This is a genomic window from Staphylococcus pseudoxylosus (assembly GCF_003697915.1).
GTDB lineage: Bacteria > Bacillota > Bacilli > Staphylococcales > Staphylococcaceae > Staphylococcus > Staphylococcus pseudoxylosus.
Map to the genome: position 1 here is coordinate 1 of NZ_RCVN01000022.1, position 17,847 is coordinate 17,847.

The 17,847-nt window shown below is 36.0% G+C and carries 12 protein-coding genes, 1 tRNA gene and 1 other RNA gene; 3 read left to right on the forward strand and 11 right to left on the reverse strand.

The genetic code is table 11. From position 1 onward, the window contains the following. Window positions 1–505: 505 nt before the first annotated feature. From recR to gltB, 11 genes are all read right to left on the reverse strand, one after another. The gene (recR, locus tag D9V42_RS13740) at window positions 506–1,102 is read right to left on the reverse strand and encodes a recombination mediator RecR (protein WP_017723276.1); all 597 of its coding nucleotides are present in this window, start codon (window positions 1,100–1,102) and stop codon (window positions 506–508) included. Between the two features lie 4 nt (window positions 1,103–1,106). Then, window positions 1,107–1,424, reverse strand: a complete 318-nt coding sequence (locus D9V42_RS13745; RefSeq protein WP_002484224.1) for a YbaB/EbfC family nucleoid-associated protein — start codon at window positions 1,422–1,424, stop codon at window positions 1,107–1,109. 88 nt (window positions 1,425–1,512) lie between these two features. Then, window positions 1,513–3,228, reverse strand: coding sequence for a DNA polymerase III subunit gamma/tau (dnaX, locus tag D9V42_RS13750; RefSeq protein ID WP_122065418.1), 1,716 nt, complete (start codon window positions 3,226–3,228; stop codon window positions 1,513–1,515). A gap of 59 nt (window positions 3,229–3,287) precedes the next feature. Next, window positions 3,288–3,818 (reverse strand): GNAT family N-acetyltransferase, encoded by a 531-nt coding sequence (locus D9V42_RS13755; RefSeq protein WP_122065420.1) that lies wholly within the window; start codon window positions 3,816–3,818, stop codon window positions 3,288–3,290. A gap of 191 nt (window positions 3,819–4,009) precedes the next feature. Then, window positions 4,010–4,279, reverse strand: an RNA gene (ffs, locus tag D9V42_RS13760) — signal recognition particle sRNA large type. Window positions 4,280–4,386: 107 nt separating this feature from the next. Beyond that, window positions 4,387–5,112, reverse strand: a complete 726-nt coding sequence (gene treR, locus D9V42_RS13765; RefSeq protein ID WP_122065422.1) for a trehalose operon repressor — start codon at window positions 5,110–5,112, stop codon at window positions 4,387–4,389. Between the two features lie 28 nt (window positions 5,113–5,140). Then, window positions 5,141–6,775, reverse strand: coding sequence for an alpha,alpha-phosphotrehalase (treC, locus tag D9V42_RS13770; RefSeq protein WP_122065424.1), 1,635 nt, complete (start codon window positions 6,773–6,775; stop codon window positions 5,141–5,143). 86 nt (window positions 6,776–6,861) lie between these two features. Continuing rightward, on the reverse strand, window positions 6,862–8,289 hold the full coding sequence (gene treP, locus D9V42_RS13775) for a PTS system trehalose-specific EIIBC component (RefSeq protein WP_122065426.1): 1,428 nt from the start codon (window positions 8,287–8,289) through the stop codon (window positions 6,862–6,864). A gap of 406 nt (window positions 8,290–8,695) precedes the next feature. Beyond that, window positions 8,696–8,788, reverse strand: a tRNA-Ser gene (locus tag D9V42_RS13780). Between the two features lie 56 nt (window positions 8,789–8,844). Continuing rightward, window positions 8,845–10,308: a glutamate synthase subunit beta gene (locus tag D9V42_RS13785; RefSeq protein WP_107555573.1), complete on the reverse strand. Its 1,464-nt coding sequence runs from the start codon at window positions 10,306–10,308 to the stop codon at window positions 8,845–8,847. Window positions 10,309–10,328: 20 nt separating this feature from the next. Beyond that, the gene (gene gltB / locus D9V42_RS13790) at window positions 10,329–14,831 is read right to left on the reverse strand and encodes a glutamate synthase large subunit (RefSeq protein WP_122065428.1); all 4,503 of its coding nucleotides are present in this window, start codon (window positions 14,829–14,831) and stop codon (window positions 10,329–10,331) included. A gap of 139 nt (window positions 14,832–14,970) precedes the next feature. On the opposite strand from gltB, the gene gltC reads away from it, so the two are divergent. From gltC to D9V42_RS13805, 3 genes are all read left to right on the forward strand, one after another. After that, window positions 14,971–15,858 carry a glutamate biosynthesis transcriptional regulator GltC gene (gltC, locus tag D9V42_RS13795; RefSeq protein ID WP_107555575.1) on the forward strand — a complete coding sequence of 296 codons (888 nt, stop codon included), beginning with the start codon at window positions 14,971–14,973 and terminating at the stop codon, window positions 15,856–15,858. A gap of 93 nt (window positions 15,859–15,951) precedes the next feature. Further along, window positions 15,952–17,067, forward strand: a complete 1,116-nt coding sequence (locus D9V42_RS13800) for a YibE/F family protein (RefSeq protein WP_122065430.1) — start codon at window positions 15,952–15,954, stop codon at window positions 17,065–17,067. After that, on the forward strand, window positions 17,064–17,846 hold the full coding sequence (locus D9V42_RS13805; protein ID WP_122065432.1) for a YibE/F family protein: 783 nt from the start codon (window positions 17,064–17,066) through the stop codon (window positions 17,844–17,846). Before D9V42_RS13800 ends, D9V42_RS13805 begins: the two co-directional genes overlap by 4 nt. The last annotated feature ends 1 nt before the right edge of the window (window position 17,847 follow it).

Below are 17,847 nucleotides of genomic sequence, written 5' to 3' on the forward strand. Positions count from 1 at the left end.
CTCATAAAATACTAATTTGTGTTATCTCTAACACTTGTTTTGAACCAACAATTTATTGTTGTGTTCGGAATTAACGTTGACATATTGCAATTCAGTTTTCAATGTTCATTTCTTCAACCACAAGAAACAATTTTACTCTCTTTGACTTGGAAAGTCAAGAACTTTTTTAAATTGTTTTTTGTGTTTCGTTTGTATGTTTGTCGTTTTGTTTCGTCCGACAAGTAAATACTATACACGCATAAAAACCTTTTAACAATGGTAAAATTTACACTTACTCTCTTTAAAAATCTCCTTACATCGACAAAAACCAAACTTTAATCCAATATTTGTGATTAAAGTCCTTTTTTTAGTGTTTCCCACTGCTAAAAAAGGACTAATATACACAAAAACCCTCTTATAGTCATACTTTACTTTATTTTACATTTTCTTAATTTTATTTATAAAAATAAGGCTATCCCCAAAAGGAATAGCCTTACACACTATTTACTATGCGTTTCATGCATGGCTACATCTCTGTTCTTCCCATTATAGCTTTAGATAATGTAACTTCATCTGCATACTCTAAATCTCCACCTACAGAAAGGCCTTGCGCTAATCTCGTTACTGTTACACCAATCGGTTTTACTAGTCTCGAAATATACATAGCCGTCGATTCTCCCTCTAAATTAGGATTCATCGCTAGTATCAATTCTTTAACTTCTTCGTCTTTTAAGCGATCAATCAAGCTAGGTATATTAATATCTTCAGGTCCAATACCGTCCATAGGTGATATAGAACCATGCAATACATGATACAACCCTTTATATTCACGCATCTTTTCCATTGCAATAACATCTTTGTCGTCTTCTACTACACAGATGACAGATCGGTCTCTTTGCTTATCTTGGCAAATATAACATGGGTCTTGTTCCGTAATATGCCCACATACACTGCAATAAGTTAATTCTCTTTTAACATCTACAAGTGATTTGGCAAATTGAACAACATCGTCTTCTTTCATATCTAATACATGAAACGCCAGACGTTGAGCCGTTTTAGGTCCAATGCCTGGCAGTTTCATGAAACTGTCAATAAGTTTCGAGATTGGTTCAGGATAGTGCATGCGATCACATTCCAGGAATGTTTAAGCCTTGCGTGTGCTTACCTAAACGTTCTTGTGTAAGTTCATCTGCTTTATTCATCGCTTCATTTGTAGCAGCAATCACTAAGTCTTGTAACATCTCAATATCATCTGGATCTACTGCTTCTTCTTTGATTTCTACATCTAGTACTTCTTTATGACCTGATACAGTTACAGTTACCATACCGCCACCAGCTGTACCTTGCACTTTTTCTTCTTTAAGCTTTTCTTGCTCTTCGCCCATTTTCTTTTGCATTTTTTGCATTTGTTTCATCATTTGTTGCATATTTCCGCCACCGCGCATAATTATATCCTCCTTAAAACTTTTACATCACTTTGTTGTGATTTATCTTTTGTCTCATTATACATGCCTTTTTGAACATTGTCATGTATCACTCTTCATCTATAACATTTACAGTACTTTCACCGAATAAGTCTTTTGCTTTTTGAACAACATCTACTTCCTCAGGACTTTGAGTTGGATTTTGTTCGTCATTTCCCGCTTCTGTTGTTGAACCGGTTTTTCTATTTTGAAGATATTCTGTTCTCACTCTCATCCATTGATCTGCTGGCACCCCAACTACTTTAACTGTTTTATCTATAATATTACAAACGACATTTTCAATGTTCTCTCGTTTTTCATCATCTTTATTAACAATTTCACAATGAATTTCTTCTTCAAACTTGATAAGCACATGGGTCTCACTAGCCGCAACCGGTTCAGAATTTTGTAACAAGCTAACTAAAGATTTCATATCGTTATTTTTTGCATGATCGACAACTTCTTGCCAATGATCTTTCAATTGTTTGATATCATCTTTATTCGCCTTATCTAAAACTTTGGCAATTTGTTGCATTGAAAAGGCATTTTTAGATTGTCCACCTTTGCTAGAAGTACGCTTCGTTTGCTGCGGTGGTGTACTTGTTGCTATACCATTTGCTCTAATTGATTTAAGCTCATTTTCAAGTTGTTCCATTCTTTGTAGCAATACATCATTATTAGGCTCTGTTGCAACACCTGTTGTAGCAACTGTTTGAACATGTTCAGGTGTTTCTTTAATCATTTCAGCTAATTTCACTAACAACACTTCAAAATGCACACTCTGATTCACACTGAAACGAATCGATACAAGTGTATCGTTAATAATATCTATCATTTTGTATAGTACATCTAACTCAAAATGCAATAATGCATCATATTCCGTTTCTACATTAGAAGTTTTATTCATAATCGTATCTCTAACAAAATAAATCATATCATTAATCAAACGATTTACTTCTTTACCTTGAGACACAAACTTATGGTACGTTGCAAAGGCGTTCCTTACATCCCCTTCTACAACCTCTCTAAATAATTCATCTAACGCTTTCGCATCTACACTACCCGTGACATTCAAGGCATCTTCTAAGGTCAAGTGCTCATCACCAAAAGCAATAGCTTGGTCCATAATACTTAGCGCATCACGCATACCACCTTCAGAAGCTTTCGCTATAAAATCTAATGCCGCTTCATCATAATCAATTTGTTGTTCTTCTGCTACAAATTTTAATCTCTCTACGATTTCATTTTGACTAATTGCTTTAAAATCAAATCTCTGTGCTCTCGAGATAATTGTGGGCGGAATTTTGTGAGGTTCTGTTGTCGCTAATATAAAAATCGCATGTGCTGGCGGTTCCTCCAACGTTTTAAGCAATGCGTTAAACGCGCCAGTCGTAAGCATGTGAACTTCATCTATGATATAAACTTTAAATTTCGACTCACTAGGTGCATATTTAACTTTATCTCTAATATTTCTAATTTCATCCACACCATTATTACTAGCTGCATCAATTTCAATAACGTCTGAGTTTGTACCACGAGTGATACCTTTACAGATTGCACATTCATTACAAGGTTCTCCATCTGTACGCTCAAGACAATTAATAGCTTTGGCAAACACTTTGGCGATACTTGTTTTCCCCGTGCCTCTAGGTCCGCTAAATATATAAGCATGTGATTGTTTACTTTTTGAAATCGCATTGCGCAGCGTTTTGGTAACATGTTCCTGTCCTACAACATCATCGAAACTTTGCGGTCGGAACATTCTATATAAAGCTTGATAATTCACTTTCGCACCTCCAATTACATTCATCAATCATTATAGCATTGTATTTTCTACTTTGAATATTAGTTAAAAGCTTCTGAATAAATTACATCACCTTTGGGTTGTTCAAGTAATGGATCCCATAAAAATTTAACCATAAAGAATTTCGATGGCACATCAAACGGATTAGAAATCTCAAAATCTTGTGCCTCTTCATAACCAAACTTACCATAATACGATGGGTCTCCCAATACAATAATCGTACTATAGTCTTGTGCTTTAGCCCGTTCTTCAACAGCTTGAATCAACGCTTTTCCTATACCTTTCCCTCTATAATCTGCTAATACAGATAATGGCGCTAACGCTAAAGCGGTATAATGGTTGTCTCCACTTACAATCGAAATTTCAGATAACATGATGTGACCTATGACTTCACCGTCATCATTTTTAGCTACAACCTCTAGTTCATAATTATATTCAGGTGCTTCCCTCAATTTTTTCACCAATTCTTGTTCATCGTGATTCGATTCTGCCACATCTGAAAAAGCCGCTTCAATAGCATCTAAACTTGTATCATAATCATTTTCAGTTAAAGTACTTAAGTATATTTGCATGGCTATCCCCTCAAAACGTTTAGTTTTATTTTTAAACATTATAACATCAGTTAGCACATTTCATTTGTACGGATACTAAAACAACATTAAAACATTGCTTATATTTTAATATAAAAAAAGAGCGACTGCTATCAAAAGAAGTCACTCTTTATATATGTATATTTGAATTTCATTGTTTTTTAAAATTAAAACCGTGCACCTTCGCTTCGAATACGTATCATAAACGTAACCAAAGTCGACAGCTAAATCTCGGCAACCCTACGGCACATACGATGATCCACTTAATGCTGCTTCCGTCAGGACCTGACATGGTTCATGGGTTCATATTGCATAGGACCGAGATCTTCAAACACTACGTGCTTTGGGCAGACTTCACAAAAACGTACCCTTAGCAAAGGAATTCAGTCTCGCGTAAAGCGGATTTCGAGTACAGGGAACCGCTACCTCCCCACCTAGCACGGCAAAATATATCATACTATATTCTTCTATCTGAATGCAAGCATTAGCTTTTCATTTAACAAACAGATTATTAGAACCATTCACAAAACGGTCACCTTATAAATAAACATTATATTTTGTGACGTCTTGAGAAATCTTTAAATTTAAACTCTGTAGCTAAATGTCTAGAAATATTATATTGGAATTGTGTAGTATCTTTGAGATGTACAATCCCCCGTACAGTGGCTGTATAAGGTGGCGCCACGTCACCAAACATCTCATACTCCAACTCGCCGAATGCTTCAAATGTTATTGATTTATTTGAATAACTAATGTCTAACCCTAGCACATTCTCTACATATGCATATAGTGACGTTTGTACAATATCCAAGGTCAAACCTGGAACAATTGCTTCTATTAAATAATCTTCATCAATTATCTTTACTTTGTCATTAATTTTTCTAGTACGAATAACATGCCACAGTACTGTGCTTTGGGTAACATTTAAAGCTTCCTTCACCCTTGGTACATCCCCCGCATGTATTCGTTCTAAAACTTTCACTTCAGTTTCATGTTGTAACCCTAAGCCTTGTTGCACTTCTCGAAAGCTCGTTAAATCTGCAAATGGAAATTCTGTTAACCCTTGATATATTACAACCGAGCCTTTACCACGAATTTTTTGTATCATTCCATCTCTCACTAGTAAATTCAAAGCTTTACGGACAGTTTCACGTGACGCATCATAATTTTCTACCAGTTCATATTCTGACGGTAATTGTGTACCATAAGATATGCGCGATTCGATGATGTCTGCTCGCAAAGTTTCATATATTGTAATAAACTTTTTTTGTGTCATATGCGCTCACTCACTACCTTTTTACAAATTATTGTGCTACAACTATTGCACCAAAGCCATCTATCAACCCATCTGAGTTATTACCATGTTGCATCATCACTCGACCTTCAACATTTAAGTCCTCTGGTATAGTAACACTTTCTTTTGAAAAGTTCGCCACAACTAACCAAGTTTCATCTTTATAATGTCGTTTATATATAAATAACTCATCGTGTTCCATGTACAATGGTTCAATACTACCATAAGTTATAATATCGTATTCATGACGCAAGCGAATTAAATCTCTATAAGTATGCAAAATAGATTGATCATCTTCAATAGCAGCTTCAACATTGATTTGCTCAAAATTATTAGGAATATCTATCCAAGGTGTTCCTGTCGTAAATCCTGCATTTTGCTCGCTCGTCCACTGTACAGGTGTGCGTGAATTATCTCTAGATTTTTTACCTAATATTGTTAGTATTTCATCTTCATCATAACCAGCTCGCTTCATATTATTATAAGCGTTCAACGATTCTATATCTCTGTACTGGTCAATACTACCAAAGCCAGGATCCGTCATACCTATTTCTTCCCCTTGATATATATAGGGCGTCCCTTGCATCATATGCAATACAGTCGCCAGCATCTTAGCACTTTGTTTACGGAACGTTTCATTAGTATCATTTCCAAAACGAGAAACAACACGCGGTTGATCATGATTACACCAAAAAATTGCGTTCCAACCGCCACCTTCATAAATGCCCAGTTGCCATTCCATTAGTATATCTTTTAATTTATGAAAGTCTAATTTTGCATTTGACCATTTTTCGCCATTAACGTAATCCACTTTAAGATGATGGAAATTGAAAACGCTATTCAACTCTTGACGTTCAGGCGACGTATATTTTATACAATGATCAATTGTTGTAGAAGACATTTCACCCACAGTCATTAAGTCTTTATCTCCAAAAGTACACTCATTCATTTCATGTAAATATTCATGTACATGTGGACCGTCTGTATAGAATTCTTTACCAATTTTTTCCGAATTTTTAAATTCACCTTTTGAAATTAGGTTAATAACATCAAAACGGAAGCCATCTATACCGAAGTCTATCCAATGATTGATAATATCATATAATGCACCCCTTACTTTGGGGTTATCCCAGTTCAAATCCGCTTGTGTTACATCAAACAAATGTAAATAATATGCATCTGTCTTTTCATCGTATTTCCACGCATTCCCTCCAAATTTCGATTCCCAATTTGTTGGTGGTTGAGTATCAGATGACCTTTTAAAGAAATAGTAATCTCTATATTCACTATCGTTATCAGCGTATGCCTGTTTAAACCATTCGTGTTCTGTAGATGTATGATTTATAACAATATCCATCATTATCTTTAAATCACGTTTATGAGCTTCAGCAACAAGTATTTCTAAATCTTCAATCGTGCCGAACTTCTCATTTATTTTGTAATAATCACTAATGTCATAACCATTATCATTCATTGGAGATTCATACACTGGTGTTAGCCAAATGTAGTCTACACCTAAATACTGTAAATAATCTAATTTTTCAATGATTCCTTTCAAATCACCTTCACCGTTACCTGTCGTGTCATTAAATGATTTCGGATATATTTGATAAACTACTGACTTTCTCCAATCACTTTGACTCATGGAATTACCACCTTTACTTATATTATTTAAAGAAGAAAAACCCGCTAAGTCGTTTTAGCGAGTTTAGTTGTATTGCTTTAAAGTACTTATTCTTCTACCATTTCTTTTGCTTTATCTTTACTAAATTTTGACAAAAACACTGTTAGAATTGCCGGAACTATAATCGCCAAGAAGGTACATACAAGGTAGATGCCCCAATACTCACTTTTAATTGAGATGAAAGCAGGAACACCACCGACACCAACACTACCAAGTACGCGCGTTGCACCAATGATTGCTCCTAACACACAAGATGTTGATATCGCTGCGACAAACGGATATTTCAATGGTAAATTGACACCAAATAATGCCGGTTCCGTCACCCCTAAGAAACCTGAAACACCAGAAGTCATTGCCAAACCTTGTTCCTTGCCCATTTTACGTCTTCTATAAACAAACCAAGCGCCGAACGCTGCCGACCCCTGACAAATATTAGATATCGCCAAAATTGGCCATAAGTATGTTCCACCGAGCTCACTACCCATAAGTTGGAAATCAACAGCCAAGAACATATGATGTAATCCTGTAATAACAAGTGGTGCATATAACAAACCATAAATAGCGCCACCTAACCAACCAGCATGTTCAAAGATGAACGTCACACCATTTGTAATACCAGTACCTAGCCATAACGCTACAGGACCAATCACAATAAAGGCTAAGAATCCTGTTATTAGTAATGCAATTGGACCAACAACTAACATTTTAATTGAATCGTGAATATGTTTATTTAAGAATTTTTCAATTTGCGCTAAAACATATGCTGCAAGCAAAATCGGCAACACTTGCCCTTGATAGTTTAGTTGCTTAATTTCTAAACCAAAAATATCCCACGTAGGAATGTTACCTTTTGCAATATCATACTGCGAAACAAGCTGTGGATTCATTAAAATCAAACCTAACACTAAACCAAGTATTGGGCTTCCTCCGAACACACGCATACTACTCCAACCAATCAATGCTGGTAAGAATATGAAAGCTGTACTAGCAATGACGTTAATAATATTTGAGATATCGCCTAATTGTGGAAATTGTTCAACAAGTGGCTTCGATCCAAATAAATCTTCCATTGTGAGTAAATTATTAATTCCCATAAGTAAACCAGCAGTTACAATCGCTGGCAAGATTGGTATAAAGATATCCCCAAGTAATTTAATCAATCTTTGAATAGGATTGCCCTTTTTAGCTGCCGCCGCCTTTACATCATCTTTAGATGATTCACTAATCCCCGTTTCTGCTATCAGTTGCTTATAAACTTCATCTACCGTTCCCGGCCCAATAACTATTTGATATTGGTTATCCGCTTTGAACTGGCCTTTCACTAAATCGTTATTACTCAATCGATCTTTGTCCACTTTATCATCGTCTTTCAAGACAAGTCTTAAACGTGTAACACAGTGTGTGGCTGTGTCCAAATTATCTTTGCCCCCAACAGCTTCGACTATATCTTGCACGTCTTTCTTTTTAACGGCCATGACGATCCACTCCCTTATACTTTTAACATTACAGAAATTATAACTTGTCTAGACAAGTTTTGCAAAGGCTTTCATAAAAATCTACGCAAAACTTTTAACCCATCGCACAAACGCCTATAACAAACTGCATTATCACTAAAAGCAAGAAGTAGCAATCTAACGACTTCACTTAGTTATCAACTGTTTATACTTCATCAAAACACATTTCTTTGTCATTGAAAAAGTTACCATTTTAATTTTATAACTTTAAATTCCTCATCAAGTAAAGTACCGATAAACATAATTTTCTAGATACCTTACTATATAATCATGCAGTCTTAAAAAGCACATCAAAAAAAGGCAAGCATTCAATACGAGATTGAATCCTTGCCTCATCTATTCATTAGTCTTGGTTTTAAAAATATAATGGCGGAGGAAGAGGGATTCGAACCCCCGCGAGCCGTTAAGCCCCTGTCGGTTTTCAAGACCGATCCCTTCAGCCGGACTTGGGTATTCCTCCAAACACAATACTCATCATATTATAGCCATTTGTAAAAGTCAATCAAAATTACAAAGTTACACTAATGTTTTTTCATTTAAATAAGAATCTACAGAATCCGCTACCGCTCTACCCTCTTGTATCGCCCATACAACTAAACTTTGTCCTCTTCTAGCATCGCCTGCAGCGAATATGTGCGGTTGGTTTGTTCTAAAATCTTTGTTATCAGCTACAATTTTATTACGTTCTGTTTGAATATTAAAAGCGTGTGGTACTGTTGTTTCAGTACCTACAAAGCCTATAGACAATAGTACTAAATCCGCTGGCCAATGGCGCTCAGTACCATCTACAACTACCATGCCTTCATCAGTTTCTTCGAGAATTTGTGTATAGACACCTTTGACATTACCAATTCTATCTACATCGTAGCGCATTGTTTGCACACCATAAGCACGCGGCTCAAAACCAAAGCGTGATTGATATTCTTTATGCGCATAATCCATTTTAAACACAGGCATTGCCAACGGCCAATACGTATTCTCATCAAATTCTATTTCTTCTGGTTGTTTTGTATATTTATTAAATTGTACGATTGATTTACAATTTTCACGCAATGCAGTAGCGACACAGTCTGCTCCTGTATCTCCTGCTCCGATTACGACCACATTTTTACCTTCAGCAGAAATAGAGGGTTCATCGATTTCACCGTTTAAATATTGACCTTGTTCTGTTAAATAATCCATCGCAAAGTGAATACCTAATCCCATGCGTCCTTCTAAAGGTAAATCTCTTGCGTTTTGTGAACCGGTACATAAAATAATTGCATCATATTGCTCGTTAAGCGTTTCTTTGCTAATATCCACGCCAATTTCTGTATCTGTTTCAAAGCGTATACCAGATTCTTCCATCACTTTTATTCGGCGACGTACTACATCTTTATCTAATTTCATATTAGGGATACCATACATCAACAACCCTCCAGCTTCGTGCGCACGCTCGTAGATTGTTACGTTGTATCCTAATTTATTTAATTCATCTGCAGCAGTTAAACCGGCTGGACCACTGCCTACTATAGCTATTGATTCATCTTTACGATGCTCTGGTACTGTCGGTTTCACCCAACCATTTTCAAAAGCTTCATCTATAATAGTTCTTTCAATCCCTTTAATAGCTACTGATTCACGATTAATCTTCATGACACAAGATTGTTCACAAGGCGCTGGACAAACACGCCCTGTAAATTCAGGGAAGTTATTCGTTTCGTTCAACCGTTCATAGGCAGTTTTGAAATCCTGTCTATAAACAAGGTCGTTCCATTCTGGAATATAATTACCTATAGGACAACCAATGGTTTCTCTACCAAATGGTTCTCCTGTTTGGCAAAATGGTGTACCACAATCCATACAACGAGCACCTTGTTGTGCCGCTTCGTCTTTCGTGAATCTTTGTTGAAACGCATCGTGACTCTTCAAACGATCAACCAAAGACAACTCGTGCAATTGTTGTTTGTCATAATTCATAAATCCTTTGAATTCGCCCATGATAAATCCCCCTTCTACAATTAATATACGGCAGTCAATTGTTGCTCTGATTCTATATATGTGCGCTTATCATTAAAAGCATTCAATAAAGCTTGATCAAGTTCTGTTGCATTTTGCTTTTGTAAATCGATTTTTTGCATCATTAGTTTATAGTCTTTAGGGATTACTTTAACGACTTTATCTGCAACATGTTCAAAGTTAGCTAAAATATTTTTCGCCTTCGTACTATTTGTATACTTCACATGTTCTTCTAACATAGACTTCAAAACATCATATTCTTCTTCGACAGTGATGAAATCGAAATCTAAGCTGTCCAGTTTATTTTCTGATTTAAATTGCTCTATGTCAGATGGGAAGATATAACTCACGCCGCCACTCATACCTTGACCAAAGTTTTTACCTACATCACCTAACACAACAACTCTACCACCAGTCATATATTCAAGACCATGATCACCAATACCTTCAACAACTACTTGCACGCCACTATTTCTAATACAGAAACGTTCTCCAGCTTTACCACTTATAAAAGCTTTACCGTGAGAAGCACCATAAAAACAAACATTACCCACGATAATTTCGTCTTCACGTTGTTGGTTTGGCGCCTTAACAATCACTTTACCACCAGATAAACCTTTACCTACATAATCATTAGCGTCTCCTGTATGATGAATCGTTAAACCACTTGGTGTATAAGCCCCTAAACTTTGACCTGCATGACCAACCGTCTCAGCATAAATCGAATCTTCAGGCAACCCATCTTTACCATGCACTCTTGTAATGGCACTACCAGTGATAACACCTACATCACGTTGTTCGTTTTTCAATTGATATTGACCACTAAATGATTGACCACTTTCAATCGCAGCTTTAGCATCTGGATAGAATTCTGTTAAATCAAAGCCTTCGTCGAGACGGTGGTTTTGCTCTACTTTTTTAAATCTTTCGCCTTCGTGTTGATACAACAATGCTTCAACATTCATCGATGCTGCTTTAGGACGACTGTTAGCTAGATTGCTCTTACGTGTTAATAAATCAGTTCTACCTACAAGTTCGTCTACAGATTTTAAACCAAGTTCAGCTAGTATCTCACGCAATTCTTCAGCAACAAAATGCATAAAATTAACTACATGATCCGCTCTACCGTTAAACAAGGCTCTCAAATCTTGATTCTGTGTAGCAATACCTACAGGACAAGTATCCTTATGGCACACACGCATCATAATACATCCGAGTACTACTAATGGCGCAGTAGCAAAACCAAATTCTTCAGCACCTAGCGCACATGCATAAGCAACATCTTTACCTGTAAGTAACTTGCCATCGGTTTCTACTTTCACTCTTGATCTTAAACCGTTCATCATTAGCGTTTGATGTGTTTCCGCTAGACCAATTTCCCATGGCACACCTGCATGTTGAATACTCGTTTTAGGAGAAGCACCTGTACCTCCATCATATCCACTAATAACAATCTTATCTGCGTACGCTTTAGCAACACCAGCCGCAATTGTACCTACGCCTGTTTTGGACACAAGTTTCACCGTAATGTTTGCGTCTTTATTTGCATTTTTCAAATCATGTATTAATTGTGCTAAATCTTCTATTGAATAAATATCGTGATGTGGCGGTGGTGATATTAAACCTATACCTGGTGTTGACCCCCTTACTTCAGCTATCCACGGATATACTTTAGTACCTGGTAATTGTCCGCCTTCCCCTGGTTTAGCGCCTTGCGCAACTTTGATTTGTATTTCTTTGGCATGTTGTAAATAATCACTCGTCACACCAAAACGACCGGATGCAACTTGTTTAATTGCACTAGAACGGTTACGGCCTTCTTCATCTACAATATAGCGTTCCGGATTTTCTCCACCTTCACCGCTATTACTCTTACCACCCATTTGGTTCATTGCTTCAGCTAATGTTTGATGTGCTTCTTCAGAAATCGAACCATAACTCATCGCACCTGTGTTAAAACGTTGAACAATAGCACTTGCAGGCTCAACTTCACTGATATCAATAGCTTGTTGCTTTTTAAATTCCATCAAGTGTCGAACGTGATCAGTACGCTTATGATTAACTTCATGTGAAAATGATTTGAATTTTTCATAATCATTTAATCTACATGCATGTTGCAACAAATGAATAGATGTCGGGTTAAAGGTATGATGTTGACCTTGTTTACGCCATTGGAATGTACTTCCTGATTCAATATATTTACTGGTAGGTGTTTGTCTTGCTTTATTTTCCTTATCTATCATATCTATGGATATGCCTGAAAGTTTAGTTTGTGTGCCTGTGAAATATTTTTCAACAACTTCAGATGATAAACCTACTGCTTCAAAAATTTGTGCCCCTTGATAACTTTGAACAGTAGAAATACCCATTTTAGCCATAACTTTTATCACACCTTCAGATAATGTATCTGTATAGGTTTGAACATTTTCAGAAATATCCCCTTCTAAACGCTGATTTCGCACTAACTGTTCAATCGTACGTTGTGCTAAATAAGGTACAATCGCATTTGCTCCATATCCTAGCAAGCAAGCAACATGATGTACTTCTCTTGTTTCTCCTGACAAGGCTATTATACTCGTGCGCATACGTAACCCTTCTCTAATCAACAACTGATGAATATGACTTACTGCTAATAGCATCGGCATCGCATATCCTTCATTAGCATTCACTAATTCACGATCATCTAATACTATGATTTCTTTGCCTTTTTTAACAGCATGAATCGCTTTATCTCCTAATTCCTCTAAAGCTGCCTCTAAATCATTTTGATAAATCGTAGATAAATGTGTAACATTAAATCTACTCTGTTCAATGACTTCTAGTTGCGATTCTGTTAAAACTGGTCGTGCTAATTGAATACGGTTCAATACATCTTCATTCGGATTCAATAAATTTCCTTCGCTACCTAAATAAGATAGTTCACTCGTAACTATTTTTTCACGGTAAGCATCGATAGGTGGATTCGTAACTTGCGCAAATAATTGCTTGAAATAATTAAATAATGTCTCATCTTTTTCATTTAAAGCCGCAATCGGCACATCATACCCCATTGCACCTATTGGGTCTTTCTTATTTTCAACAATTTCAGTCAGGTATTTATCCATTTCTTCTTTTGTATAAGCGAACTGTTTTTGTAAACGCGTTAAACTTTCATCGCTCCATTCAGAATTTTGATATGCTACTTTATCCAATCCTAAATCTACCTTAAATTGGTTCAACCAACTTTCATATGGATGTTCATCTGCGATACGCGCTTTCAATTCGTTATTTTCTATTACTTTATTTTGTTTGAAGTCAACCAGCAACAACTTCCCTGGGTTTAATTGACCTTTAAACGCTACATTATCTTCTGGTACATCTACCACACCGACTTCCGAAGAAAAGACGATATAATTATCTTTCGTAATCGTATAGCGTCCCGGTCTCAAACCATTTCTATCCGTCAATGCACCAATCTTATCTCCGTTACAAAAAGAAATCATCGTAGGACCATCCCAAGGTTCCATCAGATAACTATAAAACTCATAAAATGAGCGCACATTAGCATCATTAGCTTTATTGTATAACCAAGGTTCTGGAATCATCAGCATCGCTGCTCTTTCAGGCTCCATAGCTAACGATAAAAATTCTAATGCATTATCTACAATGGCAGAGTCACTACCATCTTCATCGACAATTTCCTTAACCTTATCTTTATCGTCACCAAATATTGTTGCTATTAAATCATTTTGTCTTGCTCTCATCCAGTTCACATTACCTTTTATAGTATTAATCTCACCGTTATGCATGAGCAATCTGTTAGGATGCGCACGTTTCCAACTCGGAAACGTATTTGTACTAAAACGTGAATGCACAAGCCCTAACTTCGAAACGTAAGTCTCATGATTCAAATCTTGGTATAACGCTTTTATTTGATCTGAACGTAACCAACCTTTGTACACAATGGTTCTATGGGATAAGCTTGTAAAATATAAATTCAAACGTTGTTGATTAGCGTAATTTTCAATTTGTTTACGCGCTAAAAATAATGTTCTTTCTATGTGCGATACATCGTTTAACGCAACAAATACTTGTTGTATATGCGGCATAGTTTCAACTACGTGCGATGCGATTGCATTCGTATCTACAGGAACATCTCTATAACCAATGACACTTAAGCCTTCTGCTTCAAAGTGAGCATTAAATTGCGCTTCATGTTGAGAACCAGCTATCTTCTCATTAGTAAAAAACATGCCAACCGCATATTTACCTTCAGCCGGCAAATCAAAGTCAACTTTTGTTGCAAAGTATTCATAAGGCACTTCTGTCATAATACCGGCACCGTCTCCAGTAATACCATCAGCACCAATTCCCCCACGATGATCTAACCTACGTAACATCTCTAATGATTTTTCAACAATCTCGTGATTTCTCTGATTATCCATATTGGCATAAAATCCTATACCACATGCATCATGTTCTTCGCGGCCATCATATAAGCCTACTTTTTCACCATATTCAAGCATGACCCTCACCTCTTTTACGAAAATTCTGAATATTAAATTAAGTAAGTAAACTATATAGCAGTTGATTAATCTGTTCAATATATAAATTAGATGATATCATTCTAATTATTAGAATGATTTGGAATAGGAGTTATTAACTATGGAAATAAAACAATTAAAATATTTTATAGAAGTAGCTAAAAGAGAGCACTTGTCGGAAGCTGCACTTGAATTAGACATTGCACAATCTGCCATCAGTCGACAAATCACGCAACTTGAAAAAGAACTACAAGTTACATTATTTAAAAGAGAAGGACGTAATATTCACCTCACTGATGAAGGTAAGCATTTGTTTACAGAAGCGACTAAGATTATCGATCAACTCGACGAAACTATACGCTTGTTTCATAACCAATCTGAGTCAAACCACTTTATCATTCGCATAGGTTATGTCGAAAGCTATATTTCTCAAGTACTAACTTTATTAATTCAAGCCTTTGAAAATAAAAGTGATTCAGTAGTTGAACCCATTCTAATGGAAGAAAACGACATACTCAACGCTTTACTCACTGATCAAATCGATATCGCTTTTACAGAGTTAACGCATAACCTTAAGCAAAATCCTTCATTAAAGATTAATCCTTTATTCGAAGAAAATTTTCATATCTATGTTCCAAAAGATGATCCCATTACCATGGCAACTAATCCACCGTTAATCCAATTTTCAAATAAAATGATTTACGAACTCTACGCCTTACCTCAAAACATTAGACAAACATTGGAAAAGGTCGTCGAAACACCAATACGTACTGTTACGCATACTCAAATCGCACAATATTTACTTAATAAAGAACGTGGTTACATCATCGCCCCCTCATATCATCTTCTAGATAAAAACCCACAAAAATGGGTAGATATTTCGCTAGAACACACAGAGCTAAGACGTACGATTTGTAGCGTCGTCCGGCAAGACAATCGTAAAAACGATTTACAATTGATGCTGACAACTATAGAACAATTATTAAGCCGTAGTGCGACTTATCATTAATGCAGACTCAAAACTTCAGCCTATAAATCTTTGAATTCAACAAAACTGGGGCGTATAATCACATTGTCTAAAAATAGAGAGGATTGAGTCAGCTTGAATTCAGCTAAAAAAATATTGAAGCGCCCTTTCAATTGGGTTGTCTTTGCTTTTTGCATCATATTTTTAGGAGTTTTTATTTTCACTTTCGTGAACGCTAAATTTTACGATATACCTATAGGCCAAATTACCAATATTGAAAATAAATCTACATCCCAAATTACAGATGAACATCATAACAAAGATACGAAACATAAAGAACAGTTAACAATCAAAATACTCAACGGAAAATATGAAGGTAAAATGACTACCATTCAAAATCAATACATTGAGTCCCAAGCAGACAGTGAAGCTTATTCCACCAACGACAAAGTGTTGTTACATATTGACGATAAACTGAATAGTGCATATATCACTGAAAAGAAACGCGATAGCCTAATTGTCGCCGTTACAGGTTTGTTTTTATTAACTGTATTGCTAGTAGGACGAAAAATCGGTTTACAATCAATTTTATCGTTAGTGATTAATACAATGGTCGTTGTCTTAGCAATTTACATTCATAATCAGTACCCTGACATCAGTTTATTCGGTTTGATGAGTATCGGTATTTTCATTTCAACGATATTAACTTTAATCTTAGTTACAGGTTGGCAATGGCGAACACTCATTACAATTATCAGTACGTTACTCGGTACATTCATCTGCGTCGGCATTACACAATTAGTTATACATTTTACTGACGGTTCAGGGATAAAGTTTGAAACTATGAGCTTTTTAACGTTACCACCTAAAGAAGTATTTCTCGCTTCTGTATTAATTGGTACCTTAGGTGCTGTAATGGATGTTGCGATAACTATCGCAAGTGGTATGGCCGAAATTTTACGGCGTACGCCAGACATCAGTATGACGCGTTGGGCGTTAGCTGGACGCAATATTGGACAGGATATTATGGGCACTATGACAAATATCTTACTCTTTTCGTATTTATCAGGTAGCTTACCCATGCTACTCATATACTTAAAAAATGCAAACACCATTACATATACTATTTCTATGAATTGGTCACTTGAAATTTCCCGGGCAATCACAGGAGGTATTGGCATCGTATTAACAATTCCAATTACAATTTTATTGATGCAAGTATGGTTTAAAATGAGAGGTGCTAATCAATGAGTGCTATAACAATTTTAGGTCTAATATTACTAGTATTAATGCTTATATTCGGGGGTAAAAAAGGACTCATCTCTTATATGACACTGTTCTTGAACTTTGTCATCCTATTAATCGCAATTGTCGTCATTATATTTGGTGCACCGATTTATCTAGTTACGCTTATATTCTGTATTATAATCGCAGCATGTAACTTATTTATGTTGAATAGTTATAACACTAAAACTAAAGCTGCATTTTATGCGACAATTTTAACTACAGTCATATTAATCTTGGCAATTTATTTTTCTGTTTCAATCGGCGATTTGCAAGGCTTTACGACAGAAGAACAAGACGAGACTTATATTTTTTCAATGAATATCGGTATCGACATGGTCAAATTCATGGTCTTTACAATTGTGTTGGCAGTCATTGCAGCCGTGATTGATTTAGCGATTACGATAAGTTCTCCAATGTGCGAATTAAACGAAACAAATCCTGAATTAACGCAGAAAGAACTATTTCATTCTGGCATGCGCGTTGGCAGAGAAATATTAGCAACTTCAGCAAACACCATTTACTTAGCTTATTTTGGTGGTCAACTGACATTATTTTTCTGGTTCTTCAAACTTAATTATTCATTTGGGCACATCATTAATTCGAAAATTTTTGCTCAAGAATTTATTTCAATTCTTTTAGGTGGCATTGCTGTAGCCATTAGCATTCCGATTACGGCATGGTTAACCTCCATCTTAATTAAAAAGCAAAAGTCATCCGAAACACAAAATAACCAATCAATTTAAC

Bases quoted from the DNA above. Each gene is read 5' to 3' on its own strand.
- D9V42_RS13755 (WP_122065420.1), bottom strand. From the start codon at position 3,818: ATGCAAATATACTTAAGTACTTTAACTGAAAATGATTATGATACAAGT.
- D9V42_RS13745 (WP_002484224.1), bottom strand. From the start codon at position 1,424: ATGCGCGGTGGCGGAAATATGCAACAAATGATGAAACAAATGCAAAAA.
- recR (WP_017723276.1), bottom strand. From the start codon at position 1,102: ATGCACTATCCTGAACCAATCTCGAAACTTATTGACAGTTTCATGAAA.
- treC (WP_122065424.1), bottom strand. From the start codon at position 6,775: ATGAGTCAAAGTGATTGGAGAAAGTCAGTAGTTTATCAAATATATCCG.
- D9V42_RS13805 (WP_122065432.1), top strand. From the start codon at position 17,064: ATGAGTGCTATAACAATTTTAGGTCTAATATTACTAGTATTAATGCTT.
- treR (WP_122065422.1), bottom strand. From the start codon at position 5,112: ATGACACAAAAAAAGTTTATTACAATATATGAAACTTTGCGAGCAGAC.
- gltB (WP_122065428.1), bottom strand. From the start codon at position 14,831: ATGCTTGAATATGGTGAAAAAGTAGGCTTATATGATGGCCGCGAAGAA.
- gltC (WP_107555575.1), top strand. From the start codon at position 14,971: ATGGAAATAAAACAATTAAAATATTTTATAGAAGTAGCTAAAAGAGAG.
- D9V42_RS13785 (WP_107555573.1), bottom strand. From the start codon at position 10,308: ATGGGCGAATTCAAAGGATTTATGAATTATGACAAACAACAATTGCAC.
- treP (WP_122065426.1), bottom strand. From the start codon at position 8,289: ATGGCCGTTAAAAAGAAAGACGTGCAAGATATAGTCGAAGCTGTTGGG.